Annotated in this window: 17 protein-coding genes; 13 read left to right on the top strand and 4 right to left on the bottom strand. The window is 41.4% G+C overall.

Features of this window, described 5'->3' with window-relative positions; translation table 11 throughout:
* Nucleotides 1–205 precede the first annotated feature (205 nt).
* From dnaB to lpxL, 5 genes are all read left to right on the top strand, one after another.
* Nucleotides 206–1606, top strand: a complete 1401-nt coding sequence (gene dnaB, locus CXF72_RS18580) for a replicative DNA helicase (protein ID WP_101041276.1) — start codon at nt 206–208, stop codon at nt 1604–1606.
* Nucleotides 1607–1668: 62 nt separating this feature from the next.
* A complete protein-coding gene (gene alr / locus CXF72_RS18575) occupies nt 1669–2745 on the top strand; it encodes an alanine racemase (protein ID WP_101041275.1) in 1077 nt (358 codons plus the stop codon).
* Complete coding sequence (gene menC / locus CXF72_RS18570) at nt 2745–3776, top strand: o-succinylbenzoate synthase (RefSeq protein ID WP_332870239.1); 1032 nt, start codon at nt 2745–2747, stop codon at nt 3774–3776. The genes alr and menC overlap by 1 nt, the downstream gene beginning before the upstream one ends.
* Nucleotides 3761–5158 carry an AMP-binding protein gene (locus CXF72_RS18565; RefSeq protein ID WP_101041273.1) on the top strand — a complete coding sequence of 466 codons (1398 nt, stop codon included), beginning with the start codon at nt 3761–3763 and terminating at the stop codon, nt 5156–5158. The genes menC and CXF72_RS18565 overlap by 16 nt, the downstream gene beginning before the upstream one ends.
* Before the next feature lie 88 nt (nt 5159–5246).
* Complete coding sequence (gene lpxL / locus CXF72_RS18560) at nt 5247–6167, top strand: LpxL/LpxP family Kdo(2)-lipid IV(A) lauroyl/palmitoleoyl acyltransferase (RefSeq protein ID WP_101041272.1); 921 nt, start codon at nt 5247–5249, stop codon at nt 6165–6167.
* Nucleotides 6168–6264: 97 nt separating this feature from the next.
* Here lpxL and glnE read toward each other — a convergent pair whose 3' ends face one another.
* Nucleotides 6265–9105, bottom strand: coding sequence for a bifunctional [glutamate--ammonia ligase]-adenylyl-L-tyrosine phosphorylase/[glutamate--ammonia-ligase] adenylyltransferase (glnE, locus tag CXF72_RS18555; RefSeq protein WP_101041271.1), 2841 nt, complete (start codon nt 9103–9105; stop codon nt 6265–6267).
* A 353-nt stretch (nt 9106–9458) separates the two neighbouring features.
* Between glnE and CXF72_RS18550 the strand changes: the two genes are divergently transcribed.
* From CXF72_RS18550 to CXF72_RS18535, 4 genes are all read left to right on the top strand, one after another.
* Entirely contained in the window at nt 9459–9872 is a 414-nt protein-coding gene (locus CXF72_RS18550) for a YjfI family protein (RefSeq protein WP_101041270.1), read from the top strand.
* Between the two features lie 15 nt (nt 9873–9887).
* The gene (locus CXF72_RS18545) at nt 9888–10571 is read left to right on the top strand and encodes a PspA/IM30 family protein (protein WP_101041269.1); all 684 of its coding nucleotides are present in this window, start codon (nt 9888–9890) and stop codon (nt 10569–10571) included.
* Between the two features lie 107 nt (nt 10572–10678).
* On the top strand, nt 10679–11326 hold the full coding sequence (locus CXF72_RS18540) for a hypothetical protein (RefSeq protein ID WP_101041268.1): 648 nt from the start codon (nt 10679–10681) through the stop codon (nt 11324–11326).
* A 137-nt stretch (nt 11327–11463) separates the two neighbouring features.
* Complete coding sequence (locus CXF72_RS18535; RefSeq protein ID WP_101041267.1) at nt 11464–11805, top strand: hypothetical protein; 342 nt, start codon at nt 11464–11466, stop codon at nt 11803–11805.
* Nucleotides 11806–11956: 151 nt separating this feature from the next.
* Here CXF72_RS18535 and CXF72_RS18530 read toward each other — a convergent pair whose 3' ends face one another.
* A complete protein-coding gene (locus tag CXF72_RS18530; protein WP_232785027.1) occupies nt 11957–13366 on the bottom strand; it encodes a CYTH and CHAD domain-containing protein in 1410 nt (469 codons plus the stop codon).
* 220 nt (nt 13367–13586) lie between these two features.
* Here CXF72_RS18530 and CXF72_RS18525 point away from each other — a divergent pair, with 220 nt between their 5' ends.
* From CXF72_RS18525 to CXF72_RS18515, 3 genes are all read left to right on the top strand, one after another.
* Nucleotides 13587–14267, top strand: coding sequence for a TIGR00153 family protein (locus CXF72_RS18525; protein ID WP_101041265.1), 681 nt, complete (start codon nt 13587–13589; stop codon nt 14265–14267).
* Between the two features lie 16 nt (nt 14268–14283).
* A complete protein-coding gene (locus CXF72_RS18520; protein ID WP_101041264.1) occupies nt 14284–15549 on the top strand; it encodes an inorganic phosphate transporter in 1266 nt (421 codons plus the stop codon).
* A gap of 180 nt (nt 15550–15729) precedes the next feature.
* The gene (locus tag CXF72_RS18515) at nt 15730–16338 is read left to right on the top strand and encodes a TIGR04211 family SH3 domain-containing protein (RefSeq protein ID WP_232785026.1); all 609 of its coding nucleotides are present in this window, start codon (nt 15730–15732) and stop codon (nt 16336–16338) included.
* A 302-nt stretch (nt 16339–16640) separates the two neighbouring features.
* Here CXF72_RS18515 and CXF72_RS18510 read toward each other — a convergent pair whose 3' ends face one another.
* Together CXF72_RS18510 and CXF72_RS18505 are read right to left on the bottom strand one after the other, a co-directional pair.
* Nucleotides 16641–17423 carry a general secretion pathway protein GspB gene (locus CXF72_RS18510; protein WP_101041263.1) on the bottom strand — a complete coding sequence of 261 codons (783 nt, stop codon included), beginning with the start codon at nt 17421–17423 and terminating at the stop codon, nt 16641–16643.
* Nucleotides 17423–19096 carry an ExeA family protein gene (locus CXF72_RS18505; protein WP_101041262.1) on the bottom strand — a complete coding sequence of 558 codons (1674 nt, stop codon included), beginning with the start codon at nt 19094–19096 and terminating at the stop codon, nt 17423–17425. The genes CXF72_RS18510 and CXF72_RS18505 overlap by 1 nt, the downstream gene beginning before the upstream one ends.
* Nucleotides 19097–19172: 76 nt before the next feature.
* Between CXF72_RS18505 and CXF72_RS18500 the strand changes: the two genes are divergently transcribed.
* The gene (locus CXF72_RS18500; protein WP_101041261.1) at nt 19173–20402 is read left to right on the top strand and encodes a multifunctional CCA addition/repair protein; all 1230 of its coding nucleotides are present in this window, start codon (nt 19173–19175) and stop codon (nt 20400–20402) included.
* Nucleotides 20403–20410: the final 8 nt, after the last annotated feature.

Below are 20410 nucleotides of genomic sequence, written 5' to 3'. Positions count from 1 at the left end.
AATTGGTGCAACGCAGCACTGGTTTTCGAGCTCGCGCCCCGTAGGGCAAGGCAAATTGTACCAATCTGCTTTGTTATAAAATTTCTATGTAGAATAACTAACCTTCAATTTTATGCCTAGCATCTCGGCACAATTTGCCTTGCTGACTTTGCATCTTAAAGTATCATGGGTATACAATAAATATTCTTTCAGTTAAGGATTTAAAATGGCAGGTAAACCTCCCTTTTCGCAGCAGAAACCCAAAATTAATACACCAATTAAAACCGTCCCCCATTCATTTGAGGCTGAGCAGGCAATAATTGGTGGTTTATTACTTAATAATGAAGCTTGGAATGATGTTGCCGAGCGGGTTGTTGAACGTGATTTTTACCATAGAGCGCATCGTCAAATTTTTGCGACTATTGAGCTGCTGAGCAGTGAAGATATACCGGTTGATTTAGTCACCCTCTCCGAACATCTTGAAAATAAAAAAGAGCTGGAAGGTGTTGGCGGTATTGCCTACCTTGCCGAGCTGCTGCAAAATACCCCCAGTGCAGCTAATATTAACAACTATTCCGATATTGTCCGGGAACGCGCCATTGTTCGCGAATTAATTGGTGTTGCCAACGAAATCGCCGAAGCGGGTTATGAGACAGAAGGTCGAGATAGTAATGAACTACTTGATTTTGCGGAAACCAAAGTATTCCAAATAGCTGAATCACGCAGCAATAAAAGCGAAGGTCCACAGGCAATTAAAGATATTTTAAAAGCGACTGTGGCAAAAATTGATGATTTATGCAAAAACCCGCGCGATGGTGTAACCGGTTTATCTTCCGGTTATAATGATTTGGACCAGATGACGACGGGGTTCCAAGCCGGTGATTTAATTATTGTGGCAGCCCGTCCTTCCATGGGTAAAACTACCTTTGCCATGAACCTTGCCGAACACGCAGCGTTAAATGCCGACAAACCAACGGTTATTTTTTCACTGGAGATGCCCGCAGAACAGATAATGAACCGTATCCTCTCCTCCCTTGGGCGAATTGATCAGGGCAAAATACGAACCGGTCAACTGGATGAAAATGACTGGGCATCACTGTCATCTACCATGTCTATTCTGCTGCAAAAGGGGAATATGTTTATTGATGATAGTTCCGGCCTCACGCCGACGGAATTACGCTCACGAGCGCGTCGTATTGCCCGCGATCATGGCGGGGTCAGCATGATCATGGTCGATTACCTTCAGCTGATGCGCGTACCTTCATTAAGTGAAAACCGGACCTTAGAAATATCTGAAATTTCACGTTCATTAAAAGCCTTAGCCAAAGAGCTGCGCTGCCCGGTTATTGCCCTTTCACAGCTAAACCGTGGCCTTGAACAACGCGCCGACAAACGCCCCATTAACTCCGACCTGCGTGAGTCCGGGGCCATTGAGCAGGATGCCGATTTAATTATGTTTATCTATCGCGATGAAATTTATAACGAAGCGAGTGAGCATAAAGGTATTGCGGAGATTATTATCGGTAAACAACGTAATGGTCCAATCGGCAAGGTGCGTTTAACCTTCCAAGGCCGTTACTCACGATTTGATGAATATACCGGTACAGCTTACCATGGGGATGACTGATCATGCCTCAGGTGGCCGTTAAGCAATCACTTAAACCAAGTTATAAGAAATAGAGTTTAATTATGGATAGCACACGCGCAGTGATTAATCTAAAGGCATTACGGCACAACCTGCAGATATTACAGAGAACGGCCCCTCAGAGCCAAATAATTGCAGTGATTAAAGCCAATGCCTATGGTCACGGCATAGTAAAAGTAGCCCAAACATTACAACATGTGCACGCTTTTGCCGTGGCGCGGTTAAGTGAAGCATTAACACTGCGCAGCACAGGTATTCATAATCCTATTATTTTATTAGGCGGATTTTTTAACGGCAGTGATCTGACCACCTTAGCCGCAAAAGACTTACAGTGCGTAGTGCACTCGCAGGAGCAAGTTGCTGCAATTATGCAGGCGAAATTGCCTGTCCCCCTGAAAATTTGGTTAAAACTGGACACGGGCATGCACCGTTTAGGTTTTCATCCAGAGCAGTTTGACGCTGTTTATAAATGCTTAATGGACTCGGAAAATGTTCAAAAACCGATTGATTTACTCACCCATTTCCATTCTGCTGATGAAGTTAATAACAATGCCACGGCGCAACAACTGTCAATATTTCAGCAGCATATTCAGACAAGCAGCGGCTTAAAATCACTGGCCAATTCAGCGGCTGTTTTTGCCTGGCCCGAGACGCATTTTGATGCTGTCCGTCCGGGAATAGCCCTCTATGGTATTTCACCTTTTGCCGACATATCAGCTAGGGATTTACAATTACGCCCGGTGATGACCTTAAAATCAGTTTTGATTGCAGTCCGTGACCATAAAGCGGGAGAAAATGTCGGTTACGGCACCCACTGGACAGCCCGGAATGATACTCGGATTGGGGTGGTAGCGATGGGCTACGGTGATGGTTATCCGCGTTTAGCACCGGAGGGTACGCCGGTACTGGTCAATGGACGAATAGTCCCGCTTGTCGGTCGTGTCTCGATGGATATGCTCACGGTTGACTTAGGCTTAGGGGATCAGGATAAAGTCGGCGATGATGTGACACTCTGGGGTGAGGGATTACCTGCAGAAAGGGTCGCACAAAAGATAGGCACTATCGCTTATGAGCTGGTGACCAAGTTAACCTCTCGTGTCACCCTGCATTACCAAGAGTAATTAACAGGCTGCAAACTATCAATAAACTCAGATTTAAACAGGCTAAACTATTTCGCTATCGCCTGCCCTTTAAAATACCGATGTTCTTTAAAGGGATTAAGCTCAGCGCTCGCGAAGGGGTTATCCTGCAGGTAGAAAATAACAGTGGAGCGTTTAATTTTGCTGAAATAGCACCTTTGCCGGGTTTTAGCAGAGAGACTCTGCAACAGGCAACAGCGCAAATAATAACGCTGCTAAATAATCCTCAGTTAAACAGCCGAAGCGCTATGCAGTTATACCCCAGTGTAGAATTTGCACTTGACTGTATTTTGCACAATATCCCCCTCTCAGGATTATTTAAAACAGCGGAAAGCATCCCGCTGCTGCAGGGTGATAACCAGACAGTGCTTAAACAGTACTGCCAATTAAATAAGCCGAACAGAGTCAAATTAAAAATAGCCAGACAAGCGGTCACGAAGGATATCGCCCTATTTTCAGCATTAAGTGCCCTCAATAGTCATTTATTGATACGTTGTGATGCGAATCAGAGCTGGAATTTTGCTCAGGCAGCGCTTTTTTTTACCAAGATTAACACTCAATCTATTGATTATATTGAAGAGCCAACAGCCAGTTTAAGCGATAATATCAAGCTGGCTGAGCGTTACCAGGTGCAGCTTGCTTTGGATGAAACCTTACAGCAAAAGCAGTTCCAGTATCAGCACCATCCATGTTTCAAGGCACTGATCCTCAAACCGACACTGATTGGCTCATTTGAGCGCCTGAATTATTTTATAAAAACAGCCAAAAAATTTCATTTAAGTGTCAGTATCAGCTCTTCATTTGAATCGCCACTGGGTTTAAGGCAATTGGCTTTTCTTGCCAGCCAATGGTCAAAAGAGATGAATATTTCCTGTGGATTGGATACGCTGAAATTTTTTGAAAGTGCCGTCTTAAATGAAAATTCAGATGATAATTTAGCTACAACATCAGATAAAAAAATACTGCTTAGTCAACAAGTTAAACGTTTGGAGTGTCTATGGATAAGCAACTGAATTTCTGCCCTGTGCGTCATCGGGCGATCATAAATGCGAATGCGCTAGCCATTCAGTCTGAGACTCTGTTAATCACCTATCGGGTGTTAGATAAAACGCTCAACTTACTAAGCAGACAATTGTTAAATCTGAATTTACAAGCGGGAGACAGGTTAGTCTGCATCTCGGAAAATTCTCTTAAGGTGATTTTACTGCAACTCACCTGCATCCGTTTAGGGATCATTTTCTGTCCTTTAAATCCGCGTTTTAGTACAGCTGAAATAGATCAACGTTTAAGTCTTCTGAAAAGTGACTTTATTTGGTTTGCGCATCCCAAAAAACATTCGCATTTAAGCAGTTTATCAATAGATTTTTCAATTCCCCAGGGTGAAGGAATGACGCTTTCCCCGCTAAAAATAGATCCCCAAAAAGTCTGTAATATCATTTTTACATCGGGTAGCAGCGGCCAGCCAAAGGCTGTGATGCACTGTTTTAGCAACCATTATTATAGTGCTCTTGGTTCAAAATCCGGTATTGCATTAGGGGGGAAAGACAGGAATTTATTGTCATTGCCCCTGTTTCATATCAGCGGATTCGCAACTGTTATCCGTACTATGATAGCGGGAGCGGCTTTAGTGGTCAGCGCTGAGAAACTCAGTGTGAGTTTATTAAAAAAGGAAAAAATAACCCACCTTTCCTTAGTTGCCACCCAGCTTTATCGTTTATTAAGCAACTTAGATTTTCAGGCAAAGGAACTCTCAATTAAACACCTTCTTCTGGGAGGCAGTCTTTTTTCTGACCGATTACTGGTGCAAACCAGACAACGGGGGTTTGTTTATCATTTAAGTTATGGTTTAAGTGAGATGAGCTCACAGGTTGCAACCTCCACCAACAGTAAAAAATTACTCCTTTTACCCGGTCAACAGGTAAAAATAGTTAATAATGAGATCTGCTTACGTGGAAAAATGCGCTTTGCAGGGTATTTTAATGGTGATTTAGCATCCAGTCGTTTGCCTGATAACCAATGGTTTTGCAGTAAAGATTTAGGCGCATTAATTGGCAATGAGTTGTGCATTTTCGGTCGTACAGACCGATTAATTATCTCCGGTGGAGAAAATATTCAGGCTGAAGAACTCGAATTGGTGCTGTTAAACTTTGCACATATTAAACAGGCTTATGTTGTTGCTGTAACGGATCCTGTTTTTGGAGAGCGCCCGGCAGCTTTTGTAGATTGGCAAAATGGTGAAATTAAACAACAACAACTGCAGATTTACCTGCAGGATAAACTAAGCAGTTATAAGCAGCCGCTGCATTATTTTCTCCTGCCTGAGCAAACAGGCTTTAAGGTTTCATTAAAAGCGCTGCAGATGATTGCTCAGGTCGCCCACAACAAGACTTTATGAAAAGGCTTTATAGAAAAAAGACGGCAAAATATGCATTTAGCCAAGAATTAGGTAGAATAATTTTATTATTTTTTCCGGTGAATCACCTATGAGCACTTACAAACTACAACTCCATTTCTGCCACCCTAAATACTGGCTAACCTGGTTGGGCATTTTGCTACTTTTTTTAAGCTCTTTTTTACCCTATGACTCTTTACTTGCTATCGGTAAATTCCTTGGCCGGATTGCGGCACGTATTGCCAAATCCAGATATCAAATTGCCTACCGAAATATTGAGTTGTGCTTTCCCGACTTAAGTCCGGCTGAAATAACTCAAAAAGTGCAGACAAATTTTGAAAATACCGGTATGGCTATATTAGAGATAGGGATGGCATGGTTTTGGCCGAGTTGGCGGGTGCGGGGATTATTAAAAGTGAGCGGCCTTGAGCATATTGAACAAGCACAAATGCGCAATCAACCTATTATTCTTTTGGGAGCACATTTTCTCTCTTTGGAGATGGCCGGACGCGCTACGGGCCTGCAACTACCTTCTACCGCAGTTTACCGCAAACACCGTAACCCAGTATTAGATTCCTGGTTTTACTGGGGCAGAATGCGTGAAAATAAAGCGATGTTAGATCGTTCCGACTTTAAAGGTATGTTACGCATATTAAAAGGGGGGACACCCTTATGGTATGCGCCAGATCACGATTATGGACGTCATAAAAGCAGTGTTTTTGCACCTTTTTTTGCAGTACAGAATAGCAATACAATATCAGGTACCAGCACACTCGCACGATTAAGTAATAGCTGTGTGATCCCGGTATTCTTAAAACGCCTTCCCGGTTTGCAGGGTTATGAGTTAGTCTTTTATCCAAAAATAGAAAATTTTCCCAGTAAAGACCTGGTAGCCGATACTCGAAAAACCAACCAGCAGATTGAAAAAATGATTTTAGAATGTGATGATCAATATATGTGGGTTCACCGTCGTTTTAAAACCCGCCCGGAAGGTGAAGACTCTTTCTATTAAGGAGGATTTAACTCGCCCTCAGAGAAAAGTCATTATACTCGAAGCACTTGAAGATCCGATTCGGCATCTTCAAGTAATTTGGGTAGTTTGATCTTTCTCAATCTAAGAATTTCTCCCATATTTTTATTACATTCTGCCTTTCCTGAATAAAATTATCATCTTTAATGATCCGGGGTTTTTTATTCAGGGTTAATCGGTGCGCCGCATCACGCAGGGCACAATAAGCCCCCGTCAGTTTTTTTTCTTCATCAAAAGTTAATAAGCCCAACCTGCGACATGTTTCGAAAATACGTAAATTATCGGACCATTTACACAACGCCTTACCGCAATGGCAGGCATGTGCTAAGACTAAATATTGGGCAAAAAATTCGATATCAACCATTCCTCCGGGAGACTGTTTTAAATCAAACAGTCCCTCTTTTTCCCGGCTTAGATGTTTACGCATCTTAGCGCGCATATTCCTTATCTCGGTTGCTAGCGAGCTGTTATTACGCGCTTGCGATAGCACATTTTCGCGGGCTTCATTAAATTTAGCCAAGATTAACTCGTCGTAAAAGACGGCGCGAGCGCGTACCAATGCTTGATGCTCCCATGTCCATGCATTATTTTGTAAATATTTTTTGTAGCTTGCAATACTGGACACTAATATACCTGAATCACCCGATGGGCGCAGGCGCATATCTATCTCATACAAAATCCCAGAATTGGTGCGTGCACTAAATAAATGAATAATACGTTGCGCCAGACGAAAATAAAAAAGTTGATTATCTATTTTACGTCGTCCGTTTGTTTCCCCTTGAATATCATCATCATGTAAAAAAACCACATCAAGGTCAGAACCGTAACCTAACTCTATGCCCCCCATCTTTCCATAACCAATAACCGCAAAACCTTTACGATCAGAATCGCTGACGTTACTTGGCAAACCAAATTTTTCAACCATCTGTAACCAGGCAATCTGCACCACATAATCCATTATCGCTTCACTTAAATAAGTGAGGTGATCGCTGACCTGCGGTAATTTAATGGACTTTTCAATATCAGCGGCCGCAATATATAAAAACTGAATCTGCTTAAACTGGCGCAATGCTTCCATCTGCTGCTCCATATCCTCCTCGGGGATACGTAACATAAACAGCTGTAACTCTGCTCTGTAATTGTCTAATTGAGTGGGCTTATAGAGCTGCTGCGGATCTAATAGTTCATCTAATAAAATGGGATGCCGAGCAAGTTGAGAGGCGACTCGGGTACTTTCGTCGCATAGCTTTAAGAGCTGTTTTAAAGCCCCGTCATTCTCATTTAATAATTCTAAATAGGCTGTGCGACTGATTATTTTTAATAATAAGGCAGTAATACGTTTGAGTAACTCAACGGGATCCGGGTAGACGCATATAAGCTCAATCATACGCGGCATCAGTTTATCTAAAGTCGCTTGACCACGCGGCCCGATCGGGCGTTTTTTCAACTCCTCTTTTAATGCGCTTAATGCCGTTGCAAAGTGCGCGGCAAGCGACTCATCCAAGCCCTTTTCATGTAACAAACGGGCAGCTTCCTGCTGACTTAAATGTAAAGCCCACAATTCAGATAATGCTTGATCGGCTTCATCATGCGCTTCCTCATCCCCACCGACAACCCAATTAAATTCAGCGTGCACACACTCCATCACTTGCGTTAATTTATGATAAAAATCTTGCCAGTTGGGATAGTCCATCACGGTAATTAAACGTAATTTATCAAGCTCATTATCGGGCAATGTCTGGGTTTGTTTATCGCCTATTTGCTGCAGAACATTTTCTACCGCACGTAAAAAATAATAAGCCTCAAGCAGGCTTTGAACTCGTTCCTTAGGCACCTCATCTATCTCAGCAAGTACTTTTAAGGCTTCTCGCAGTCCCTTGCATTGCAGCTCGGCCCGGCGCCCGCCGCGAATCAATTGAAATGCCTGCACAACAAATTCAATTTCCCGAATCCCACCTTTACCCAGTTTGATATTATCGGTCAGCCCCTTTCTGCGTACCTCGGAGCTGATCATGGCTTTCATTTTACGTAATGATTCAATCGCACTAAAATCGATATAACGGCGATAAACAAACGGTTTCAATAAGGCTTCAAGGGTTGTTTTGTAATCTCCTTCTTCACCAATCACCCGCGCCTTAATCATTGCATATCTTTCCCAATCGCGGCCATGACTTTGATAATAATCTTCCAGAGATGCAAAATTGGTTATTAAGGGACCAGACTCACCAAAGGGACGCAGGCGCATATCAACACGGTAAACAAAACCGTCAACCGTCATTTGATGTAATGCTGCTATAATGCGTTGCCCAAGTTTAGTAAAAAAAGACTGGTTATCAATACGGCGCCGTTCCCCTTGCGTTTCACCTCGTTCAGGATAAGTGAAGATAAGATCAATATCAGATGAAAAATTTAACTCTTTCCCCCCCAGCTTGCCCATCGCAAAAATAAAAAAAGGTTGTCTCATTCCGTTGCTGTTCATCGGAATGCCTTGCTCAATACATTGTTTGTTATACAGCCAGGACATGCATTGTAAAATTAATTGATCTGCCAAATAGGAGATATGCTCTAAGCTTTCGACCAAGCGGGCTTTACCCAGTAGTTCTCGCCATGCAATGACCACCATGTGTTTACGCCGAAATAAGCGTAAAACTTTATGTAATGTGACTTCATCGGTCACTTTCGCCATGGCACTTTCTAATTCAGTCGCAATGACTTTCTTACGATCTGCTAAAGTGAGTAATTCACTGTCTAACAAATCCATTAATAATGCCGGCTGTTTAATTAAAGATTCTGCAACAAAATCACTTAATCCTAAAATCTTCATTAATTCAGTATGCTGTGACTGCTTTAGAGAGTTTAAATCTATCCGGTTGTTAAGATTTTCAAAATGATGTAACGCGGCATCGTTTAATAAAGACATACAATTCACCCTCTCAAATAAATAAGATAAATTACTAAAGATAACTAAAGATTACTACTAAATTAGCTATTATGTAAAAAATCTCACTAATATATCCAATACAGATCAATCTCAGCTTATTAACAATAAAGAAAAACGTAACGCTAGTTGGTATTTGAACAAACTTAAATAAACCATGAGCGACAAATTTTCACTAATAAATCGACCTGATGATTGAAAAATAATCCCGAACAGGCAATAGTAGAGAACATAAAGGCTGACAAGACCTTCCCCGCATTGCTTGACATATAATGACAAGCAATCTAAATTAACAGTCAACAAGACATTAAATGTCAACTTCCATAAGGAGTATTATGAATATTCACAATATTGCGACCCATCTTAATCAGTTAGATGATAATAGTGAAACTGGGTTTAATTTTGACTGTACACCCATTAATGGTGACATTGATGTATTACAGGTCGAAGTTATTGGACGGGAAGAGATTCCCATCTTTATCTCTATTAGTGATAACCAGATTCTTTGTATCGCTTATCTTTGGGGTGAAGATGAAGTTAAACCTGACCTAAGAAGCAATATGATGGAAGCCATGCTGGAGATGAATATTCCTATGCCGCTTTCCTCATTTGCCAAAGTCGAAGACAAATATGTATTAAATGGTGCTTTATCAATTAATTCAACGCTTGATGACATTGAATTGGAGATTGTGACATTAAGTGATAACAGTCTTGAAGTGATTAATGAAATGAGCAGCTACTTAAATTAATTCGGAGTATTAAAGATGAGTATATTTAAAAAAATCATTAGCGCTTTACGTGGTGGTGTACGCGAAACGGGTGAAGCTATTGTTGATGCAAATTCAACCCGTATTTTTGAACAGGAAATTCGCGATTCCGAAAAGCACGTCACCATCGCTAAACGTGATTTAACCGAAGTGATGGCTAAACAGATGCAGGCAGCACGAGAGCTGACTCAATTACAGGCAACTATTAAAGAGCATGAAGGATATGCTATGCAGGCACTTAATCAGGGCAATGAAGCATTAGCCATTGAGGTTGCTGAAAAAATTGCCGAACTTGAAAACAGCGCTGCCGATCAGCAGCAGGCAAATGAAAGTTACTTAAAAAGTGCGGATCGTTTAAAAGCCTTAATTAAAAAAAGTGAGCGCCAATTAACAGATTATAAACGCCAGTTAAGTATGGTCAAAACAACACAAAGCGTACAAAAAGCCACATCGGCAATCACCGATAATTTTGTTGCCAGTAACTCAAAACTGTTAAGTGCAAAGGATTCATTAGAACGTATTAAACAAAAACAAACTCTCTTCGATGATAAATTAAAAGCTGCAGAGCAGCTTGAATCGGAAGACAGCGATGCTTCGTTAAAAAGTAAGCTGCAAGGGGCCGGTATTGGCGCACAGCAATCGAATGCGCAATCGATTCTAGCGCGTTTAAAAACCAAATAAAGTCCAGTAAAATAGACAACCAAGCGCGCAAATAAAAATTTTAGATAATAATGCCGTTTGGCTGCAACACGCCGAGGCGTGTTTTTGCTTTTTAATAGGGAAAAATAATGAGTTTCTTTAAATCACTGTTCGCTAAAAAGCAAGCGCTGCCAACGCGCAGTTTAAACCATCCAGGTGAATTGCAGGTGGGTGATATTTTCAGTTTTGGTGATAGTTTTGCACTTCCAAAAGCCATGCGTAAACAGCAACTTGAGGTTAGCGAAATAAATACTGTCGAATTTAAGCATGAACATTATGCTCAGGTTGTAGGCCGGGGTATCAGTCCTCAGCCTGTTTATATCAGTTTTCCTAAAAACCCGCAGAAATTTGTCAAGTACAGTTTGTTACTGACCCGCCAGGATGTAGGGAATTTGTTTGATTTAGAGGCTTTTTCTGATATTTTTGAAGCGCCGGGTAATGCATGTTTAACACCTATCACCTTCGAACACCCCTATGCAGAGATGGTTGCAGCACAGTATCTTCAGCAGGACTTTATGACTACGGGTTATTTTCATCGAGAAGATTACCGCGATGGCACTCCTCCTCAGTTTAATGAAGAAAGTCATGGCCGTCAGTTTGAGTTTTATTCATTGGCAGGCGACCAGGAGCAGCGCTCTATTGATCTCTTTATTTTTGAAAATGGCGATACCGATGTCTACCTGTCTTTTTTAAGACCAGCAAATGAAATTACTGAGTTATGGATTAAAGGAGAATAAGCATGGTAAAAGGTGAGTTACCTAAAAAATGGCAGCAATCGGCCAATGTGGTAAAAGCGGTGCAAATTGCCTTCGATATGGATACAAAACTGCAATATAGTATTCGTCGCTGAGTGATGGATTAAAGGAGAATAACCATGGTAAAAGGTGAATTACCTAAAAAATGGCAGCAATCGGCCAATGTGGCAAAAGCAGTGCAAATTGCCTTCGATATGGATACAAAACTGCAATATAGTATTCGTCGTAGTGCACTGGATAAGGGCATTAGTCCTTCCGAGCAAATTCGCGATTTGCTCGCTTTACCAACAAATAAAAAACCTAAACGCCCGCGTTTAACCGTCAGTTTAAGTGATCAGGATTACCAGCAGTTGGGTGAACGTTACCGAATACCCGCTGATCAGCAATTAGAGATAAAAAAATCGGTTATTGAAGAATTAACTCAATTTGCACTACAAAGTGAATACGACAAACCTAAGTGATTATTACAAACAGATTTTACCCAGTACCCTAGGCGGCTATTAGCACTGCTTAAAGTGCTAATAATTTATTTCCTGTATAAAAAAAGACTAGTGAGTGCCAGTGTGCCAATCGCTCTTTTTTAACATGGCTTGCTGTTTAGATTGCTTGGATTCAAATAGTAAGTGCATATAATAATGAGTTTTGTTTACGCGTTATCCATTTTAAATATTCGGCTTGTAATCTCTTATCCATCTCAAGTTCTGCATATTCTGCGATAACATTGACCATAGCCAACTCTTTGATATCCTGTTGAATATTCAACCATGAGGAATGAAAATCTTTACTTTTTTTCCCTGAAAAAAGATTGCCAACGCATAAGCCTAAGAGCAAGTTTGACTCCAATAACCCTTGATATGACAAAAGTTGCGCAATAGAAAACGTCTTATGGTGACTCAGCAGTTTTAATTCCCGCCATTCGGATTCTAATGAATCCGTTGCAAAGGACTCAATACTGCTGGGTTTTTGACTGAAAAAGGACTCTTTTTCAAATTGAATCAACCATTGGGTAAATTTCAGAACAAATTGGCAATAACGTGTTGAAGTCAGAATCTCTTTTATTGCTTGTCTATTAGGCTGTTCATTATACTGCTTTTCTAATTTTTTAATTAATGATTTAAAATCAGGTAATTTGCGAATGTAAAAACCGTCATCCTCCAACATATTCTGCAAAATGAAACGCTCATCAAAACCGGAGAAAGAGCGCGCCAGCCAATGTAATTCACTCACCCAAGCAGCATTTAATATTTGCGGTACAACATTTTTAACTAATTTAAGGTTTTGATCTAAAAATTTAATACCCTGTAATAATTGATATAAAGCGGCATCCTGAAAAGATTCCAGATAACAATGTTCATGGTATTGGGTATGCTGCAACCCATGCTGCAGATTAATCAACAATGCCTGCTCAACTGACATGGATTTGCTTAAGGGTGAAGGAGTAAGCGCTTTGGCTTTAAAATCAATATCGTCTGCCAGCATATAGCCGCGCTGTGCCTTGCTGACATTACTCAATCTTACCTGTGGTAATTCTGCGATCGTCTCTCCTAAAACAAAGAGCTGATTTTCATCTCCTTTAAGCAGTTCTAGTTCAATTTCACAAATCTCTTTTTTGCTCCGATCTGTTTCAATAAAACCATTGTCATAGGCCACCTCAATTAACGTCTCCTGCGGCATTTCGATCACCCATGTTTGGCGATTAAAGTCGGTGCTAAAAATCGGCTGCAGTTCATTTTCAAGCTGCTTAAGATCACAATCTGCCGGCCAGATTTCAGCATTAAAGCGCGCCAAGTCCGGATGCAAGCCATCAATCGGCTCGTTATATTCCGGCCGCTGATGCAGGCCGCCAATCACTCGACCTGCGGTTTTGATGGTTTGCTCTGATTTTTCATCAGCACTGCGGATCCGCAATCCCATCCCCATTTTGCGTAATCTACCTTTATCCGTATCAAAGTAAACATTATCTAATAATTGTTTTTTACTGGAAATAACATGATGGAAATTGACTTGTTTATACAATTCCAAGGCAAATTCCGAATTAAAAAAAAATTTGATTTCTATTTCCGTTTCCATAATGTATAAAAAACCTATCTAAAATTAATGTGATTGATCAAAAAAAATCGTCATAATTTGTTAATTATACTAAATTCAGATTCAATTATGTGCAAAAGAAAGTTACCATGCGCGAAATTTTATTGAATTTTAACATTCGTATGCTAAATACGGCCTAATAATAGGATCACCTATGCCAATTAACTCGATATTTGGAGTTTTTGCAAAATCTCCAATTAAACCCATTCTAACGCACATTGATAAAGTTGCGGCCTGCAGTGAGTTATTAATCCCTTTTTTTAAAGCGAGTAATGAACAGGATTGGATAAAAGCGGAAGAGATAAGAAAAGAGCTGTCAATGCTCGAACAGAAAGCGGATGCTTTAAAGCGAAAGCTCCACTTAAGATTACCAAAAGGTTTATTTATGCCTATCGCACGTGGTGATTTAATTGAACTCGCTATCCGTCAGGACAAAATAGCTAATACGGCAAAAGATATTGCGGGACGGATTTTAGGCCGAAAACTACAAATACCCCATGAAATAGAAAAGAATTTCATGGTCTATCTGCAACGTTGTTTAGATGCTGTCCAGCAGGCCAAAAAAGCCATTAATGAACTGGATGAATTATTAGAAACGGGTTTTAAAGGCCGTGAAGTAGAGATAGTCACTAAGATGCTCGCTGAACTTGACGCAATTGAAGATGATACAGACTCTTTACAAATTAAACTTCGCGGAGATCTTTTTGCTGTAGAACAGCATTACAATGCCGTTGATATCATGTTTCTTTACCAAATTTTAGAATGGGTAGGCCGTCTTGCGGATCATTCTGAATCAATCGGTGATCAACTCGAACTTATGATTGCGCGTTCATAACGCTTAAAGGATTTTTATGGATATTTTAACTTCATACGGAAACATTCTAGTGCTCTTTGCAGCCGCTGTCGGTTTCCTTATGGCTTGGGGCATAGGTGCAAATGATGTCGCTAATGCAATGGGAACCTCCGTTGGCTCCAAAGCATTAACCATCAAACAGGCCATCATTATTGCGATGATTTTTGAGTTTGCAGGTGCTTATTTGGCAGGTGGCGAAGTAACATCGACAATACGTAAAGGTATTATCGATGCCAGCTTCTACGTTGATCAGCCCGAATTATTAGTGTTTGGTATGACCTCGGCGTTATTAGCCGCCGGTGTATGGTTAATGATTGCCTCCTATTTTGGTTGGCCGGTTTCCACAACCCACTCTATTGTTGGCGCAATCGTTGGTTTCTCAGCCGTCGGTGTGGGAGTCGACAGTGTCGTCTGGACTAAGGTAACGGGTATTATTGGCAGTTGGGTGATAACCCCGCTGATATCCGGTATTATTGCCTACATAATTTTCATGAGTTCGCAAAAATTAATATTTGATACCAAAGATCCCATTAAAAATGCCAAGCGTTATGTGCCATTTTATATGTTTCTGGCGGGTTTTCTGCTCTCTTTAGTGACTATTATTAAGGGCCTCTCACATGTTGGTTTACATTTTACAACCTTTGAAGCTTTTGCCTTAGCGACTATTGTCGGCATCTGCGTTGCGGGGGTTGGTAAAATATTTATTAACCGCATTAAAATCGATCCTAAAGCCGATAAAAAAATGCATTTTGCCAATGTAGAAAAAATATTTGCCGTGTTGATGGTAGTGACAGCTTGTGCAATGGCATTTGCGCATGGTTCAAACGATGTCGCTAATGCGATAGGTCCTCTTGCTGCCGTTGTTAGCATTGTCGGACAGAACGGCCAAATAACCTCTCAAGCGGCACTGGCGTGGTGGATATTGCCATTAGGTGGCTTAGGGATTGTGCTTGGTTTAGCTATTTTTGGTAAACGCGTTATGGCCACCATTGGCACCGGTATTACCCACCTTACACCAAGCCGAGGTTTTGCTGCAGAGCTTGCAGCTGCAGCAACGGTGGTTATTGCATCGGGAACAGGTTTACCCATCTCCACAACACAAACTTTAGTCGGTGCTGTCTTAGGAGTGGGTATGGCGCGAGGTATTGCGGCACTAAACTTAGGCGTTGTACGTAATATAGTCATTTCATGGGTGGTGACTCTGCCCGTTGGTGCTGGTTTATCAATTATATTCTTCTATATGATGAAAGCGGTTTTTAGCTGAATAAAATATTAACAGCCATGCTACCTTAAGATACAAAACAAGCATATTGAGGTAGCATCTGGGTCTACCTAGATAAAAAAGAGAGCTTTGGCTCTCTTTTTTGTCTCTAAGGCTTTTCCTTAGTGATTTTTGCTTTTAAAATAGGCTGACATTTTTACTTTAATGAATGGGATCCCGAAATTGAAAATATTTACCTATATTACAACTGTTCTTTCACTGATGCTGTGCATGAATGCTGCTGCAGAAACCCGCTATGTGAGTGATGATATTTTCATTTATATGCATTCGGGACCAAGCCGGGAATATCGTATTATCGGCACACTTGATGTGGGCAGCCCGGTCACAACTTTAAAACTTGATAAAAAAACACATTTTTATCAAGTCAAAACCGCTAATGGCAAAACCGCCTGGGTAAAAGGCGATCAATTACAAACGACTTTACCGGCTAACAAATTGCTGCCGGCAATCCAAAAAGAGTTGCAGGAAGCACAAATAAAACTACAAAATATTGATCAGAAAAACAGTGAAATATTGGATCAACAAAAGCAATCAATCATCGATAAAGATAGCTTGATAGCGACGCTAAAGGATGAGAAGAACAGCTTGCAGGAAACAATCATCGAGCTTAAAGCCGCTAATCTGGAGCTTGACTTGTTGCAGGATACCAAGGACGAACGGGTTAAAATGGAATGGATGATGTACGGAGGAAGTGTGCTGTTTATTGGCTTGCTGTTTGGTTTATTGATTCCTTTTTTACCACGCCGTAAGAAAAACAACAATAATTGGTAAGACAGTATACCCAAACCACTTGAAGATTCAGAGTTTCGCTCGAATGCTAGCACAAGGCGTAACATGATGAGAATGGTTATTCCCTTCTCAAGTGTTACAACGCAGTGCTAGTTTTCGGGCGAATCTCCCAAAGGGCAAGGCGATAAACGACGATCTTCGTTGTTAGAAAGCTTTGATTTAGAATAAGCCTTCTGCCTAGAATTTCATCATTTATCGTCTTGCTGATTCTTGCATCTTCAAATAATTTGACTATGCAATATGACTTGCCGGCGGCAGGTCATATTATCTTTTAGATATCACCCTCAATAACCTTTCCAATCAGTTAATGACTCTAAACTAAAACTTTGCCGACCCAATCGAAAAATACTGCGATTAGGCTGAATCTCCAGCAGCTGTATTTTACCTTGTGGGTCAAACTGCCCTTCCTTTAATTTATTGCCATTAATCTTAATCCAACGCTCCGGTGCAATGCTCGAATAGAGATGTGTATCATATCTTATGTCTGGTACTTTTTGCTGAAATTGTCGGGCCATCTCATGAAGGTCCCTGCCATCATGGTTTACCTCGACTGAAGGTAGTTTATTCTGTTTGGTACTATCAATTAAGGCGAGCTCAAAACGTTGCTGTAACTCATTAGACACAGCCGAATAATCAAGCTCCTCGTTTAAATTGTCAGCATCCACAGTTAAATTGGCAGCATCCGCGACTAATTTATCCGGGAGTAACTTTATGGGTGCCTCAGGCTTTTCAACCTCGGGTAAAGGTTGGGTTGGAAACGTAATTTTCTTAACGGTTTTGGGCGCTGTTGTAGTTATTTTAACGGGCGTTTCATTAACGGTGGGCGGCACAACGTCAAGCACATTCGGCGCTTTATCCAGCGCTATTGAGGCTTGTGTTTTTATGTCTTTCACTTCTCCGGTGAATTGCAGATAAAGTAATACACTTAATAAGCTGATGGTCACCAAGAGGGATATTAATAAAGTCACTCGCCATTTAAACAGTCCTTTTTCAGCCTCGGGTTGTTGAACAAAATGAGCGTTTGTCGATGATTTTTGCTTTTGCAGTGCCGCTAGAATGGTTGACATTAATTTACTTCCTGTTGTAGTCGTGGCAACTGAGAATTAACTATCTGCATTAGCGGCATTAAGGTTTGCACGCCCACAATACCATCATCTTTTAAGCCATTTTCTATCTGGAAACTCATGACTTGTTGTAACAACGGCAAATCGAAGCGATTTTTGCTCTCAATCGGCATTCCCTGCAACTGGTTAAGTTGTCTCACCAGCCAGGCTATTTGCTCACTTTGCTGACCAAATTTAAGGTTACCCTGTAATTCAAACGGCGCCTGCCAAAGCACCGTTAGCTCCCCCGACCAGTACGCATTAAACCAGCTTTCTGAGACCTCAATAACTTGCCCGTCAATCAATAATTGGTAAGCGCCATTAATCGCATAAAGCACCGCATGTAAACTTTCTAAATTATCTCTTTCAAGTCTAACCACGCTGGGGTAATTCAACTGCTTTAATTCTTTCAGGCTGGTCTGTTGCGAATAACAGGATAACAACACCCTTTTTCCCTGTTCACAATTCACCGTTTCGGGGTCAACCTGATACCCCCAAACAGCATATAAATTAAACAGCGCATTAGCAAAGGTTGCATTGGAAATATCTAATGAATCATAATTATCAAACCAGTTGGGAGATTCATTCTCCTGCGCAGCCGCTTGCAGCAATTCGGTCGGCGCAATACCTTCTACCGGAGTCATCAGACGTTCTGCCGAAGGCTCATTTAATATGGCAGCTGGTACGCTTAATGCTGCCGGAGGAGCTTTGACCTCTTTAAAAAGGCTCAGCAGCTGCGGAGCCTGAAAGGCGGTGAGTACAGCCAATAGGATCAACGCAGTCAATCGCCAACCACTTTTGAAGGTCGAATTAAAAAGTGTCTGCGGGGGGGAAAGTGCCATCTCATCACTGGCTTTTTTTACCATTAAGGTAGTCACTTTTAATGAATTTTGGGTGTATGCACAGAGCAGGCTACGGTCACAAAGTAAATTAATTAAGCGCGGGACACCCTGGCTGCGCCTAAAAATTTCTCTTAATGCCTGGCGTTCAAAAATTGGAAAACTTGCTCCCGCAACATTCAATCTATGCTGAATATAATACACGCTTTCCTGCTCCGTCAAAGGCAGCAGATGATAGCGTGCGCTAATTCGCTGTGCTAATTGCCGCAACTCAGTCTGCTTCAGTTTTTGCTGTAACTCTGTTTGGCCGATTAAAATGACCTGTAAGGGTTTTTTATTATTTGATTCAATGTTGGTGAGCAAACGGAGTTGCTCTAATACCGAGAAGCTAAGATGTTGTGCTTCATCGATTAATACAATCGCACTCCGTCCTTGATGATGGTTATTCATCATCCAAGCGGTTAAGCTGTCAAATAATAATTTCAAACTGATCTTGTCTTTTTCATAATCAATCTGAAATTCATCACAGACAGTGGCCAGCAATTCAATATCGGTTAAAGCCGGGTTTAAAATAAAAGCGATATCGGTGCTTGCGCCGATCTCCTGTAATAATTTACGGCAGACAGTGGTTTTGCCCGTCCCCACTTCACCGGTTAATAAGACGAATCCGCCGTTACCCTGAACACCATATTGCAAATGGGCTATTGCCTCTTGATGACGGTTACTCAAAAACAAAAAATCGGGATCAGGCGAGATCGAAAAGGGTGGCTCTTTTAAAGAGAAAAAATCTTGATACATAACAAAATCCAAAGAAAATAGTGACAAGAGAAGTTATTACATATAATAACTAACTAAGCCATAAAGAGGAAAAACAATGCAAATATTTTTAGTCGGAGGCGCAGTTCGCGATCAGTTATTACAACTTAAGATTAAAGATCGTGATTATGTGGTGATTGCAGCCACCCCGGAAAAACTATTAAAGTTAGGTTATCAGCAAGTTGGTAAAGATTTTCCGGTTTTTATCCACCCCCAAACCGGAGATGAATATGCCCTTGCACGCACTGAACGAAAAAAAGGTTCGGGTCATAATGGATTTGAATGTTATGCCGGTCAGGATGTCACTCTCACGGAAGACTTAAAACGCCGAGATTTAACCATTAATGCCATTGCACAATCGCCGCAGGGAGAACTGATTGATCCCTACAACGGCCTGCAGGATATACAGACCAAAACCCTGCGTCATATATCGGCTGCCTTCAGCGAAGATCCGTTACGCGTTTTACGCGTCGCACGTTTCGCAGCGCGTTTTTACGATTTAGGCTTCAAAATTGCGCCGGAAACGCTCGATTTGATGCGCAGCTTAAGCACGAGTGGTGAGTTAAACCACCTGACCGCAGAAAGAGTTTGGCAGGAAACCGCAAATGCGTTAAAAACCGATAACCCGCAGATCTATTTCCAGGTGTTACGTGACTGCGGGGCTCTGGCAATTTTATTCCCTGAAATTGAAGCCTTATTTGGTGTTCCGGCACCTAAAAAATGGCACCCTGAAATCGATACCGGCATACATACTTTAATGGTAGTACAACAATCAGTTAAATTATCCGATGCCATTGCTTTTCGTTTTGCCTGCCTGGTACACGATCTTGGCAAAGCGCTAACACCTCAAGAACTCTGGCCCAGCCATAAAGGCCATGGGCAATTGGGTTTGCAGTTGATTAACAATTTATGCCAACGTCTTAAAATACCCAATGAGTGCAGAGAATTAGCCTGCTTAGTCAGTGAGCACCATACGCTTATCCATAAGGGATTGGAGTTAAAAGCAGCCACTCTAATCACATTAATGAATCAAAACGATGCATGGCGTAAGCCTGAACGGTTTGAGCAGATGTTACAGTGCTGCGTTGCCGACTCTAAGGGCCGAACGGGTTTTGAAGATAAAGACTACCCCAGTGCAGAGTATATTTGGCGTGCTTTTCAAGCGGCGCAGTTAGTTGATGTGCAACCTATTATTCAACAAGGGTATAAAGGTGCAGAAATTAAAGCTCAGTTACAATATGCGCGTATTAGAGCAGTCGAACAGTATAAACAAAAGTGCAGCGTATAATGGGCTTG

Source organism: Psychromonas sp. MB-3u-54, assembly GCF_002836415.1.
GTDB lineage: Bacteria > Pseudomonadota > Gammaproteobacteria > Enterobacterales > Psychromonadaceae > Psychromonas.
The sequence above is the reverse complement of the archived record's forward strand: the minus strand, read 5'-3'. Positions and strand labels throughout refer to the sequence as shown.